Annotated in this window: 10 protein-coding genes; 5 read left to right on the top strand and 5 right to left on the bottom strand. The window is 69.2% G+C overall.

Going from position 1 to position 12591, the window contains the following annotated elements; all coding sequences use genetic code 11:
- Positions 1 to 2 precede the first annotated feature (2 nt).
- The 5 genes from ACEVQ6_RS15530 to ACEVQ6_RS15510 are packed head-to-tail and all read left to right on the top strand — an operon-like array spanning position 3 to position 4669.
- The gene (locus ACEVQ6_RS15530) at positions 3 to 1034 is read left to right on the top strand and encodes a hydroxyacid dehydrogenase (RefSeq protein WP_374889931.1); all 1032 of its coding nucleotides are present in this window, start codon (positions 3 to 5) and stop codon (positions 1032 to 1034) included.
- A gap of 25 nt (positions 1035 to 1059) precedes the next feature.
- Positions 1060 to 2133, top strand: a complete 1074-nt coding sequence (locus tag ACEVQ6_RS15525; protein WP_374889930.1) for a Gfo/Idh/MocA family protein — start codon at positions 1060 to 1062, stop codon at positions 2131 to 2133.
- A gap of 39 nt (positions 2134 to 2172) precedes the next feature.
- Positions 2173 to 2976, top strand: coding sequence for an alpha/beta fold hydrolase (locus ACEVQ6_RS15520; RefSeq protein WP_374889929.1), 804 nt, complete (start codon positions 2173 to 2175; stop codon positions 2974 to 2976).
- A gap of 2 nt (positions 2977 to 2978) precedes the next feature.
- Positions 2979 to 3692 (top strand): ribulose-phosphate 3-epimerase, encoded by a 714-nt coding sequence (locus tag ACEVQ6_RS15515; protein ID WP_374889928.1) that lies wholly within the window; start codon positions 2979 to 2981, stop codon positions 3690 to 3692.
- Positions 3693 to 3694: 2 nt separating this feature from the next.
- Positions 3695 to 4669, top strand: a complete 975-nt coding sequence (locus ACEVQ6_RS15510) for an ROK family protein (RefSeq protein WP_374889927.1) — start codon at positions 3695 to 3697, stop codon at positions 4667 to 4669.
- Here the strand turns inward: ACEVQ6_RS15510 and ACEVQ6_RS15505 are convergent.
- The 5 genes from ACEVQ6_RS15505 to repA all read right to left on the bottom strand — a co-directional run bounded on the left by ACEVQ6_RS15505 (position 4629) and on the right by repA (position 11830).
- Entirely contained in the window at positions 4629 to 5501 is an 873-nt protein-coding gene (locus ACEVQ6_RS15505; protein ID WP_374889926.1) for a lipid kinase, read from the bottom strand. The genes ACEVQ6_RS15510 and ACEVQ6_RS15505 overlap by 41 nt on opposite strands.
- Positions 5502 to 6061: 560 nt before the next feature.
- A complete protein-coding gene (locus ACEVQ6_RS15500) occupies positions 6062 to 7846 on the bottom strand; it encodes a methyl-accepting chemotaxis protein (protein ID WP_374889925.1) in 1785 nt (594 codons plus the stop codon).
- A gap of 277 nt (positions 7847 to 8123) precedes the next feature.
- A complete protein-coding gene (gene repC, locus ACEVQ6_RS15495; RefSeq protein WP_374889924.1) occupies positions 8124 to 9392 on the bottom strand; it encodes a plasmid replication protein RepC in 1269 nt (422 codons plus the stop codon).
- Positions 9393 to 9578: 186 nt separating this feature from the next.
- A complete protein-coding gene (repB, locus tag ACEVQ6_RS15490; RefSeq protein ID WP_374889923.1) occupies positions 9579 to 10589 on the bottom strand; it encodes a plasmid partitioning protein RepB in 1011 nt (336 codons plus the stop codon).
- Positions 10586 to 11830, bottom strand: coding sequence for a plasmid partitioning protein RepA (gene repA, locus ACEVQ6_RS15485; protein WP_374889922.1), 1245 nt, complete (start codon positions 11828 to 11830; stop codon positions 10586 to 10588). The genes repB and repA overlap by 4 nt, the downstream gene beginning before the upstream one ends.
- Positions 11831 to 12591: the final 761 nt, after the last annotated feature.

The raw sequence follows: 12591 nt of genomic DNA, 5'->3' as shown, positions 1-12591 counted from the left end.
CCATGACCGGCACCCCGTTCCGCACCTTCATCATGGCCCATCCGCGCCGCGTCGAGGACGTGTTCACGGAAAGCCATCTCGAGAGGCTGAGGGCGCTCGGCGACCTCGTCCTCCACGAGGGCGACACGCTGTCGGACGCCGATTTCGAGGCCCATGTCGTGCCCGCCGACGTTGCCATGGGCGTCTTCGACATGCCGGCCGCGCGGCTGGCGCGCTGTACCCGGCTGAAGGCCTTCGTCAACAGCGAGGGCAATTTCCTGCCCAACATCGACTACCGCCACTGCTTTTCCCACGGCATCCGCGTGCTTTCCGCCAGCCATGTCTTCGCCGAGCCGGTCGCCGAGATCGGCATCGGCATGGCGATCGACCTCGGCCGGGGGCTGACCGAGGCCGACCGCAGGATGCGCGCCGGCACGGAGGCGTACGGCTTCGCCGCCAACCGCGACGCCCTGCCGCTGATGCGCGCCCGCGTCGGGCTGATCGGCTTCGGCGACCTCGCCCGGGCGCTGCTGCCGCTCCTCAAACCCTTCACCGCGACGATCGACGTCTACGATCCCTGGGTGCCGGACGTTCTGGTCGAGCAGGCCTCCTGCCGGCCGGCGACGCTCGACGCGGTGCTGGAAGAGAGCGATTTCGTCTTCGTGCTCGCCGGCGTCACCTCCGACAATGCCGGCTTCCTCGGAAAGGCCGAATTCGCGCGGATGAAGCCGGGCGCCTGCCTGCTGCTTTTGAGCCGCGCCGCCGTCGTCGATTTCCCCGAGATGCTCGCGGCCGCCGCCGCCGGGCGCATCCGGGTCGCGACCGACGTCTTCCCGGTCGAGCCGCTGCCCGCCGGCGACCCGGCGCGCCGCACGGAAAACATCCTGCTCTCGCCGCACCAGGCCGGCGCGATGACCTCGACGCTTGCCGCGATGGGCGCCGCGATCACCGCCGACATCGCGCTGATCGCCCGCGGCCTGCCGCCGGCCGTCTGCAAGGTGGCGCAGCCCGAAACGGCGACGCGCTTGCGCAGCATGCCGGTAACGAGAAGCTGACGCATCTTCTGAAAGGACCCCCATGATGAACGACGGCAAACCGACGGTGAAGATCGGCATTCTCGGCTGCGGCCCGATCTCGCAGGCCGGCCATTTCGAAAGCACGGTCAAGGCGAGGAATGCCGAACTCTACGCCATCTGCGACGTTGCCGACGATCTGCGCGCCCGCATGGCCGCGACCTATGCGCCGCGCAAGGACTTTGCCGACTACGACGCGATGCTCGCCGATCCGGACCTCGACGCGGTGATCATCGCCACGGCGGACGCCTTCCATGTCGCGGCCGCGACCCGGGCGCTCCAGGCCGGCAAGCACGTGCTCTGCGAGAAGCCGCTCGGCATGGCGGTCGAGGAGGTGGAATCGCTGAGAGCGGTCGTCGAGGCGAGCGGCAGGGTGTTCCAGGTCGGGCACATGAAGCGCTACGATGCCGGATTGCAGAGCGCCAAGGCCTTCATCGAGGCCGGGATGGGCGAGATGCTGGCGCTGAAGGCCTGGTATTGCGATTCGACCCACCGCTACGCCGTCACCGACGCGGTGCAGCCGCAGATGATCCGCAGCGCGAAGGCGAGGAAGCCGTCGCGCAACCCGAAGGAGGATCTCGAACAGTATTTCATGCTCGCCCATGGCAGCCACCTCTTCGACACCGCCCGCTATTTCGCCGGGCCGATCGTCTCGCTCGAGGCGCGGCTTCGCCAGCGCTTCGGCGCCTATTGCTGGTTCGTCGACGTCGAGTTCGAGAGCGGCGTCATCGGCCATCTCGATCTCACGGTCGCGGTCCGGATGGACTGGCACGAAGGATTCCAGATCTATGGCGAGAACGGCAGCATCCTCGGCAAAACCTACAATCCCTGGCTCTACCGGACGAGCGAGGTCGACATCTTCAGCGAGAGCACCGGCGCCACCAGCCGCGTGCTCGGCGCCGACGGGCATTTCTACCGCCGCCAGCTCGAAGGCTTCTGCGACACGATCCTCAATGGCGGCGCGCTGACGGGCGCCGGCATCGAGGACGGCATCGCCTCGGTTAGGGCGATGGCGGCCGTGCGCCAGTCCGTGCGGGAGAGGCGGCCGGTGCGGCTCGCCGACGCGGATGGTTCGGTCTGAGATGGCCGGTCTGAACCAGCATAGAGGGAGGACCATCGCATGGGCCTGATGCACCATACCGAGGACGGCGTCGCGCTCTCCGTCACCGAGGAGGGCGACGGCGCGCCCTTCGTCTTCCAGCACGGGCTCTGCGGCGACGCGGCCCAGCCGGGGCAGGTGTTTCCGGACGGCGCCGGCTTTCGCCGCGTCACCGTCGAATGCCGGGGCCATGGCGCATCCGAGGCCGGTCCCTTCGACCGGCTGTCGATCCGGACCTTCGCCGACGACATCGCCGGCTACATGGACGCGTCCGGCCTGGCGCCCGCCGTCGTCGGCGGGATTTCCATGGGGGCGGCGATCGCGCTCCGGCTCGCCGTCACCCGGCCGGAGCTGGTGCGGGCGCTGGTGATCGCCCGGCCGGCCTGGGTGGTGGACGAGGCGCCGGAGAACATGCGGCCAAACCTTGAGGCCGGCGATCTCATCACCCGCTTTCCGCCGCAGGAGGCGCGGCGGCGCTACGAGGCTTCCCCGGCCACCGCGCGGCTGGAAGAGGAGGGACCGGACAATCTCGCCTCGATCCGCGGCTTCTTCACCCGCGAACCGCGCGACGTCACCGCAGCGCTTCTCACGCGCATCTCCGCCGACGGGCCGGGCGTGAGCGAAACGGAAGTTCAGGCGATCGCGGTCCCGACGCTGGTGATCGGCCACCGGCTGGACGTCGTCCATCCGCTCGCCCATGCGCAGGCGATCGCGGCGCTGATCCCCAGCGCGCGCTTCGTGGAGATCACGCCCAAGGCCGGGGACGCGGCCGCCTACCGCGCCGATTTCCACGCGGCGCTTGCCGATTTCCTGAAAGGTCTCTGACGATGCGGCCGCCGCCGGACTGGCTCGACACCCTGCCGCGCGACCGGCTGATCGCCGAGATCTCGCTCTGGTCGGCCGATCTCGGCCGGCTCGCCGAGGAGATCGCGCGGGTCGACGCCCATGCCGACCTCTACCATATCGACGTCGCCGACGGCCATTTCGCCCCGGCGCTGCTGTTCTTTCCCGATCTCGTCGCCGCCTGCCGCCGGCGGACGGCAAAGCCGCTGCATGTCCACCTGATGGCGCGGGACGCGATCCTGCGCGACCAGATCCGCCAGTTCGCCGACGCCGGCGCCGACGCGATCAGCCTCCATGCCGAGAACGGCACCCTCGATCACGGCCTCGATCTCGTCCAGAGGCTCGGCCTCGTGTCCGGTGTCGTGCTGCAACTCGACACGCCGGTCGCGGCGGCGAACGCCGTCATCGAGCGCATCGGCCTGCTGACGCTGCTCGGCACGCGGATCGGCATCAAGGGCCAGGACCTCGACGGGGCGGCGGAACGCCGGCTGAGCGAGGCGCGCGCGCTTGCCGCCGGCCGCGTCACACCGGGCCGGGTGCTCGTCTGCGCCGACGGCGGCATCCGCGAGGGCACCGTGCCGGGCCTGGCGCGGGCCGGCGCCGAGACGATCGTCATGGGCTCGCTCGCCTTCGGCGCGCAGGACCTTGCCGCCCGCATGGCCTTCGTCCATGCCCAGCCGCGCGCGCGGGGAGCATGAGCATGGAGACGGATGTCGCGATCGCCCTCGACCTCGGCGGCACGCAGGTGCGCGCCGCCCTCGTGCGCGACGGCCGGGTTCTCGCGCGCGCGGCGGCGCGGACCGATCTCGGCGGGCCGGAGGCGGTGATGCGCCAGTTCCGCGCGCTCGTCGCCGGGATCGCCCCGGCCGGAACCCCGCCGCCCGGCGCGGTCGGCATGTGCGCGCCGGGGCCCCTCGACACGGTGAGCGGCATCGTCGACCATATCCCGACCCTGCCCGGCTGGGACGGTTTCGCCCTTCGCGACCATCTGTCGGACACGTTCGGGCTGCCGGCCGTGGTCGAGAACGACGGCATCGCCGCCGCCTTTGGCGAATGGACGCATGGCGCGGGCCGCGACCTTCACCATCTCGTCTATGTCACCGTCTCGACCGGCATCGGCGGCGGCGTCGTCGTCGACGGCCGGCTGATGCACGGCGCGCGCGGCATGGGCGGGCATGTCGGCCATTTCACCCTCGCCGCGGAAGGCCCCGTCTGCTCCTGCGGCCGCATCGGCTGCTTCGAAGCGTTTGCCGCAGGCACGGCCTTCGGCCGGCGCGCCCGCGCGGCGGCAGACCGCGATCCCGCCTCCCATCTCGGACGGATCGCGGCGCGCGAGACGGTCGAGGCACGCCATGCCGTCGAGGGCGCGCGCGCCGGCGATCCCGCCTGCCTTGCCCTCGTCGCGGAGGAAGCGGCCTATCTCGGCTCGGGCTTCGCCAGCCTCCTGCATCTCTACAGCCCCCAGATGATCGTCATGGGCGGCGGCGTGTCAAAGGCCTTCGATCTTCTGGAACCCGGCATCCGCGCCCGCATCGAACGCGACGCCATGCCGCCCTTCCGCGCCGTGCCCGTGCGTCCCGCAGCGCTTGCCGACGACGCCGGCCTCGTCGGCGTCGCTGCGCTCGCGCGCGCCGCTACGGCACGAACACCTCGACCGCCTTCTCGCGGATCGTGAAGGAGACCGGCGTCTCGGTCTTCAGCTCGCCGTCGAGGTTGACCGGGCGGGGCGTGCGGGTGCGGATCGTCACCGCCTTGGTGGAAAAGGCGCGGACGTCGTCCCAGTGGCCTTGCGTGCCCCGGCGCAGGCTCGGCAGCAGCCTGAGGAGCCGCCACCAGTGGTCGACCTCGAGGCTGTAGAGGTCGAGCATGCCGTCGGTCGCGGTCGCATCGGCATGCACGCTCATGCCGCCGCCATAGAAGCGGCCGTTGCCGACGGAGACCTGCAGCGTCCTCAGCGCTTCCGTGCGGCCGTCATGTTCGAGTTCGGCGGTGAACAGCCGCGAGCCGGCCAGAAGCCGCGCCGCAACCAGCGCGTAGCCGAGCGTGCCGAAGCGCCGCTTCGCCTCCTGCGTCAGCGCGGCGGCGAGATCGGCGCTGAAGCCGATGCTCGCCACGTTGAAGAAGGGATGGCCGTTCGCCTCGCCGAGATCGACCGGCACGGTCCTGCCGCGCGCGATCACCGCGACGGCGGCGGCCAGATCGAGCGGGACGCCGACCGTGCGGGCGAAATCATTGGCCGTCCCGAGCGGCAGCACGCCGAGCGCGAGCCCGGTCTGCATCAGCCCGCGCGCGGCCGCGTTCAGCGTGCCGTCGCCGCCGCCGACGATCACCCGGTCGACCGTGGCGCGGCGGGCGAGGATCACGTCGGACAGCGTCTCGCCCCTTTGCGGCGTCGCCTCGACGAAGGCGATGCCGTTGCGCGACAGCAGCGCCCGCACCGCATCGAGGCTCTGCCCGCCACGCCGGGAAAAGGGGTTGATCAGCAGGAGCGCTGTCGTCTCTGTCATTCGGCCGTCCTTCGCGTCAGGGTCGCGGCCGCTATATGTGCAGCGCAGCAGAAACCTTCAATGACGCGCCGTCCGTTTGCGCCGGCAGCGTCCCGGTGGAGCCCGCAAGCCCTGAAGCAGGCTGGACACCGGGGCAGAAACAGAAGGAGGGAGCAGGTCCGGCGATCGCTGGCCCATGCAACATGCCGCCTCTCTCTGTTTCAACGCGGTGTCCGGACGTCGCATCCGATCCGGGTGACGGGACATGCTTTGGCAGACCGGCGCGGCGTCCTTGGGAGAAGCGATCTTGCGAGAAGCGCTGCGTCGACGCGAGGATCCAAAGCGCGGGAGCGGGTCTGAAGGATCGCGACGCCCTTTCACCGTCTAGGGCCTTTCCGGGCGAAGGCGGAGCACTCCCGCAGCGGGCACGGCGGAAGACGCGAAAGGAGGGAGCGTTTTCCGCCGCCATGGTCCTGCCGGAAACGCTCTCTCCTTGTTTTGAGCCATTGCCGGGCGCGAACGCCGTGCCCGACTTCACGGGAACGGCTTCAGGAGCGAACGCTCCCCGGCGGCACGGGCCGTCAGAATTCGTCCCATTGGTGGGCCTCGGCGGCGGCAGGGGCGACCGCGCGGGCGGCGCGCTGCTGTAGGAGGCGGGCCGGCGAGGCGACGCCGTGCTCGCTCCCGCGCGCGATCCGGACGGGTGCGGCGTGGCGCAGCGCGCCGGCGCCGAGCGAGAAATGGCCGATCCGCTCGCGCAGCCGCGCGGTTTCCCCGGCGAGCGTCGCGCCCGCGGCATTCGCCTCCTCGACCATCGCGGCATTCTGCTGCGTCACCTGATCCATCTCGTTGACGGCGGAATTGACCTCGGCAAGACCGGTCGACTGTTCGCGCGCCGAGGTGGCGATCGCCGCCATATGCGCGTTCATCTCGCCGATGTCCTCGCCGATCCGCTTCAGCGCCTGGCCCGCCTCGCGCACCAGCCGCACGCCGCCCTCGACCTGCGAGGTGGAGTTCTGGATCAGCGACTTGATCTCCTTGGCCGCCTGGGCCGAGCGCTGGGCAAGCTCGCGCACCTCCTGGGCGACGACGGCGAAACCCTTGCCGGCATCGCCGGCGCGGGCCGCCTCGACGCCGGCGTTGAGCGCGAGAAGGTTGGTCTGGAAGGCGATCTCGTCGATGACGCCGATGATGTTGGAGATCTGCTGCGAGGAGGCCTCGATCCGGCTCATCGCCGCCTCCGCCTCGCCGACGATCGCCGCCGACTTGGTGGCGTTCTCGTTGGCTGTGGTGGCGACGCGGCGCGCGTCCTCCGTGCGCTTGGTCGAGCTTGCGACGTTGACGGTGATCTCGTCGAGGGCGGCCGCCGTCTCCTCGAGGGCGGCGGCCTGCTGCTCGGTGCGCCGCGACAGGTCGGAGGCGCTGCGGCTGATGTCCTGCGTGCCGCCATCGATCTCCGACGTCGCCTCGGCGACCGCCGTCAGCGTCTCGCGCAGCTGCATCACCGCATTGTTGAAATTCGCCCGAAGCGGCTCGAAGTCGCCGGCGAGCGGCTCCGTTAGCGTGAAATCGAGCGCGCCGGCGGCAAGGCGGGTCAGGCCTTCGCCGATGCGGTCGACGGCGCGCACGCGCTCGGAGACGTCGGTGGCGAACTTGACGATCTTGGCGACGTGGCCCCTCTCGTCGAGGATCGGATTGTAGGAGGCATTGAGGATGACCAGCCGGCCGCCCTTGCCGATCCGCCGGTATTCCCCCGCCTGGAAGGCGCCGGCGCCGAGCGACGCCCAGAAGGAGGCATAGGCGGGCGCGGACGCCTCGGCCGGTTCGACGAAGATGCGGTGGTGCTGGCCGCGGATCTCTTCCAGCCGGTAGCCCGTCGCCTGCAGGAAGCGCTCGTTCGCGCTGCGGATCGTCCCGTCCGGCGTGAACTCGACGATGGCCTGGGCCCGGCTGATCGCCTGCATCTGGTTGCGGTAGTCGACATTCTGCAGGCGGTCGGCGGCATTCGCCCATTCCACCACGAAGCCGGTCACCGTTTCTCCGCTCTTGAGCGGCGTCACCACGAGGTCGAAGGCGCGCGCGCCGACCTGGATCGTGGCGCGGTGACGCGTCCTCAGCGCCTTCAGCATGCCGCGCTGGTGGGCGGGGTTCTTGTGAAAGATGTCGATATTCGCGCCGATGAGGCTCGCGACGTCGAAGCGCGGCAGTTCCTTCTTCAGGTCGGCCTCCGCCTCGTTGAGCAGCGAACGCACCGCGTCATTCATGTAGACGATGTTGAGCTTCGCATCGGCGATCATCACATTGGCGGTCAGCGCGCCAATCGCCTCGCGGCTGAAATCGGTCTTGCGAAAGGCGGACAGGAGCATGGCAGTCATCCCGGGAATGGCGTGGCACGGACGATGCGCGGCAGAACCGCCCCCGGTCCCCTCCGCGCGCCGACGGTCTTCCCTCCCGTCGACTTGTCCCCCGAGTGTGAAGGAGAGGTGTTGATCAGCGGTGAATTATATTAGAGACTCGTTACCTTTAGGGATGCGACCTTTTTACCTTGCATAATTTTCGCGAAAAATCACGCAATATGAAGGACTTGGCGGGGAAGAATGCCGAGTGGCGACACAATCGTCGAGGTCATAATCCCGCCACAATTCATCCGGACGCCGCTTTCTGCCGGCCGACATCCGCCGCGCGCTCCGTCCGCTGGCCGGCGTTGAGCAGCGCCATCAGCATCGGCATCGGCGAAAATTCCCCGCATTCGGCCCGCCGCGTCAAATGGCGCAGGTAGCCGCCGGCGGACTGGATCCGGCCGGCCTGGGCGAGGATGCAGGCGATCGTCACCGCGGCCCCCTCCGCGCCCATCGCCGCGCGCGCAGCCTCATAGGCCGAGGGGCTGACGCCGAGCGTCGAGCGGACGACCGCCGCCGCGGCGAGAAGGTCGCGCCAGTTCTCGACCGCGCCGCCCGGCCCGTACATCGCCACATCCGGGCAGGCCTTCAGGACGAGCCCGAGGGGGAGGGACTTGCGTTCAAGATCGGCCGGCGGCAGGACCGGCATCGCCAGCGGTTCCCCGTCCTGCCGTACCGGTGCCTCCTCGCCTTTTTTCGAGGCGTGTTCAGAGTCAAGACTGGAGTCGGTATTTGAATTCTGTATGTGACGTCCGTTTTCGTCGGCATTGCCGTCTGTTTTTTCTGAAAAACCCTGCATTTCGAGCGTGTTGAGAATTCTTGCGCGTAGGCCGTCGAGGCGGTCGGCGGTCCGCGTCATCTCGGTCGTGCCGGCGGCGCGCGGCAGGGCGGCAAGCGTCGCGACGAGCTCGGCCTCGTGCCCCGTCCAGTCGCCCGCTGCCCCCTCCCCTTGCGCGGCGGAAATCAGCTTGCGCACATCGCGCCGCAGCAGCGACAGGCGCTCGCGCGCCAGCCGCTCCTCCTGTCGCGCGGCGGCAACGGTGGCGGCGCGCGCCGCAAGCTCCGCCGCCCGTGTCCGCAGCGGCGCCAGCGAAAAGCCGAAGGCCGATTCGACCGCGCCCGCCTCGTCCTTGCGGGCGTAGCGCTTGCCGTTCGGACTGTCGCGGCGGATGATCAGCCCGGCCTCGACCAGGGCGGCGAGATGGCGGCGCAGCGTCGTGCCGGCCATGCCATGGGCCCTGAGCGAGAGCTGCGCGTTGGAGGGAAACACCACGGGGCCCCTGCCCTCCTCGAGTTCCGCGGCGGGATGGAAGGAGAGGAGCGCGTTCAGCACGGCCAGCGCCCGGTCCGATAGGTTCAGCGTCGCGCGCGCCTGCGCGACATCGCGGAACACCTTCCACTTGTCGACCGCCCCGCCCGTGGTCGCGGCCGCCGCGACGGCGACCTGCCCCTTCACCTGGGCAAGCGTCATCGACCGCCGCCCGAAGGGCGTCGTCACATCTCCACTCTGCATCGTCTTTCACCTTTCGTCAGGCAAAAGAAATACGTCCACCAGAACGGTGCCAAAACGCTTGACTGCTTTTCGTGGAAATGCGATTCTCGGCTTGCTACAACACGGGAAGGGCTTCCACGGCTTCGGTCGTCGGGGGCCTTTTTCTTTTGCGGTGTCGATCTCCTGTTTCGTTCCGTCCTGCCGCGCTCAGTCCTTCGACCGGTGCGCGGCGTAGAGCGCCTCGAGATGATCGAGCACGAAGGCGGCGAAATCCGGCGCCTTCGTGCGGTCGATCACGATCGAGACCTTGTCCTCATTGTAACTGAGCTTGGCGAGGCGGGTACCGTCCGCGCCGGAAAGCACGCCGGCCTCCATCCGGCCCGACGCCGGTTTCAGGTGCGAAACCAAGGCCTTGAACCGGTCGGCGGAGGGGAGTCCCTGAACCTCCGGACGGGCCAGATAATCCCCGGCCTTCTCCTCCGCCCTCGGCCGCGCGAGAAGGTCGGCAAGCTCGATCCAGCTTCGCCGCCCGACGCCGGGCGCCGCGCCGATCGCGTCGATCAGCGCGTCCGGAATGCGGGCGACGACCGAGAGCATGTTCGACAGGTCGCTCTTGTAGAGCGACATCGCCGACATGATCACGTCGCGGGAAAAGCGGCGCTGCAGCCGGTCGGCGAAGCGGGCCTTCTCGATATAGGTGAGGTCCTTGCGCTCGTTGTTCTCCTGCCCCTGCGCGACGACGAGTTCGGCGTCGGAGAGCGCGCGCACCACGGCGTTGACCCGCCGGCCGAGCGCGGCGATCGCCGCGAGCCGCCGGTGGCCGAAGGCGACCTGGTAGCGGCCGGGGCTTTCGGGATGCGGCCGGACGAGGATCGGCACCTGCTGGCCCTGGTCGCGGATCGAGGCGACGAGGCGCTCGTGCTCCTCCGCCTCGCCCGGCATGCGGTCGGGGATGAAGGAGGGATCGACATCGGACGTGTCGAGCGAGACGACCGCAAGCCCCTTGGCGAGTTCCGCCTCGATCGCGTCCGCCCGGCGGCTGCGCTCGCTGACCTCGCTCAGGGACTGGCCGATCGCGCCGACCGGCGAGCGCGAGGGATCGTCGTTCAAGTCCGGCGAGCCGAGGATCGGCCGCACGCGGCCCTTCATCGGCCTGGCCTCCGCCGGAGGGACGGCGGCGTTTGCGCCGAGATTGGCGAAGACGTCCTTCCGGCTCATGCTGCCCTGCCCCATGCCTTGCGGATCAGCGCCTCGATCTCGGCGTTGACGTTGTTCATCGATTCGAGCGCCCGGTCGTAGGTGGCGCGGGTGAACTGACTGCGTTCGACCTCGAACAGCGTCTGGTTGGTGAGCCCCGCATCCGAGATCGCCGTCGATTTCAGCATCGGATGGATCAGCACGTTTTCGGCGAAGATCGAGCGCAGGAAGGCGACCATCTGGTTCTGCGGCCCGTCGCCGGGCTCGAAGCGGGTGACGAGATAGCGCATCCAGCTGTAGTCGGAGCGGGCGCCGGCCGAGGCGATCTCCTCGAGCAGGTCTCCGGTCATCGCCAGGAACTGGTTCATCGACATGACGTCGAGCATCTGCGGATGGACGGTGACGAGCACCGAGGTCGCCGCCGTCAGCGCCGAGAGCGTCAGGTAGCCGAGCTGCGGCGGGCAGTCGATGACGACGACGTCGTAGAGGTTTTCCGCCTGCGCCAGCGCCTGGCCGATGCGGGCGAAGAACAGCGTGTCGCCGGGCTGGCGCTTCATCAGGGCGCGCGGCGTGTCGTGCTCGAACTCCATCAGCTCGAGATTGCCGGGGATCAGATGGAGATCCGGGATATAGGTGGCGCGGACGATCTCGGCGATCGGCCGGCGCTCGTCGTCGTAGCGGATCGCGCCGTAGAGCGTCTCGTTCGGTCCGACGTCGATCTCCGGCTGGTGGCCGAAGAGCGCGGAGAGCGAGGCCTGCGGATCGAGGTCGACGGCGAGCACCCGGTAGCCGCGCAGCGCCAGATACTGCGCGAGATGGGCCGAGGTGGTGGTCTTGCCGGAGCCGCCCTTGAAGTTCATCACCGCGATCACCTGGATCGCCTCGCCGTTGCGGCGATGCGGCAGGTAGCGGCGGCTGCCGCGCGTGCCCTGATCGAGATGGCGGCGCAGCCGGTCGATGTCTTCGACGGAATAGCTGCGGCGCCCGCCCGGATGGGCGCTGGCGGAAAGATCGGTCATCTCGGCCGCGACCTGGCGCAGATACCCCTCCCCGATGCCGATCAGGCGTGCGGTCTCGGCCGGGCTGAAGGAACGGATGCCTTTTTCCGAATGGGGCGGGAAGACGCTGGCGTGGTGCGCCTGGAGCTGGCCGGCGAGGGCGGCCGAATGGCGCTGGATCAGTCCCTTGAGATCGCCCGCTTTGTCGGCCCGGTTGTCGGCCGCGCCGGTGTCGCCTATGATGCGTGCTGCGGTTTCGCTCATTGCCCTGCCCGAATTTCAACTGCGGTTTTTGCCGAAGACTTCGCTTCCGACCGCAGTTGAAAGTTAAGCGCCGATTCTCGACCGCGTGCAAGCGGTTTCTGCCGGGGTCCGCGCGCCGTCCTCCGCAAGATCGCCGGGTTAGCCGCGGCTAACTGCGCGCCGCGAACCGGCCTCCGGGGTGCTAAGGCTGGTCCGCAGGAGCGGCATGGTCATGGATCGTCGGCCGGGTGGGCGCGGGCTCCGTGTCTTCGCAAGGATGGTGCGCATCTTCGATGGCGAACCCTCGCTCACGCATGAAAGGGCCGCATCGGACGCCGAGGGGGAAAGGGTCGTGGCTGGATAAAGGGGAGCTACGCATAAAGCTCACCCGGACCCGCATTCTAAAGCGTGTCGCGATCCTTCAGATTCGCTCGTACGCTTCAGGTCTTTGTTTTTACGCGTGTCTTTTCGCAAAACCGCTGCGCACCTTTGCGAGACACGCTTTAGAAGCAAGAGCCAGCATGGGCCGGAGGCGCCGCCGAGGCGCGTCAAAAGGCGTATGACCGAGGACCGATAGCCCTTCATCGCCCTGTCGTCACGGCGGGGAGAGACTTCGGCCCGATCGCTCCGTCCCCCGTGTGATCGCCGGCCGGCCGCAGGTGTCGCATCCGGGCGCGCCACCAGCGCGGAACGCAGGCGGCGATGGGCTCGTCTTCAGACCGCACCTCATCGGCACAGCCCCGTCGCGCCGGGCCGGTACGCCCTCCGGCGGCAACGCCCCG

Origin of the sequence: Ensifer soli, assembly GCF_041928815.1 — a bacterium.
GTDB lineage: Bacteria > Pseudomonadota > Alphaproteobacteria > Rhizobiales > Rhizobiaceae > JBHFEI01.
The sequence above is the reverse complement of the archived record's forward strand: the minus strand, read 5'-3'. Positions and strand labels throughout refer to the sequence as shown.

Excerpts from the sequence above, each read along its gene's own strand:
- ACEVQ6_RS15530 (WP_374889931.1), top strand. The coding sequence starts at position 3 with ATGACCGGCACCCCGTTCCGCACCTTCATCATGGCCCATCCGCGCCGC.
- ACEVQ6_RS15525 (WP_374889930.1), top strand. The coding sequence starts at position 1,060 with ATGAACGACGGCAAACCGACGGTGAAGATCGGCATTCTCGGCTGCGGC.
- ACEVQ6_RS15520 (WP_374889929.1), top strand. The coding sequence starts at position 2,173 with ATGGGCCTGATGCACCATACCGAGGACGGCGTCGCGCTCTCCGTCACC.
- ACEVQ6_RS15515 (WP_374889928.1), top strand. The coding sequence starts at position 2,979 with ATGCGGCCGCCGCCGGACTGGCTCGACACCCTGCCGCGCGACCGGCTG.
- ACEVQ6_RS15510 (WP_374889927.1), top strand. The coding sequence starts at position 3,695 with ATGGAGACGGATGTCGCGATCGCCCTCGACCTCGGCGGCACGCAGGTG.
- ACEVQ6_RS15505 (WP_374889926.1), bottom strand. The coding sequence starts at position 5,501 with ATGACAGAGACGACAGCGCTCCTGCTGATCAACCCCTTTTCCCGGCGT.
- ACEVQ6_RS15500 (WP_374889925.1), bottom strand. The coding sequence starts at position 7,846 with ATGCTCCTGTCCGCCTTTCGCAAGACCGATTTCAGCCGCGAGGCGATT.
- repC (WP_374889924.1), bottom strand. The coding sequence starts at position 9,392 with ATGCAGAGTGGAGATGTGACGACGCCCTTCGGGCGGCGGTCGATGACG.
- repB (WP_374889923.1), bottom strand. The coding sequence starts at position 10,589 with ATGAGCCGGAAGGACGTCTTCGCCAATCTCGGCGCAAACGCCGCCGTC.
- repA (WP_374889922.1), bottom strand. The coding sequence starts at position 11,830 with ATGAGCGAAACCGCAGCACGCATCATAGGCGACACCGGCGCGGCCGAC.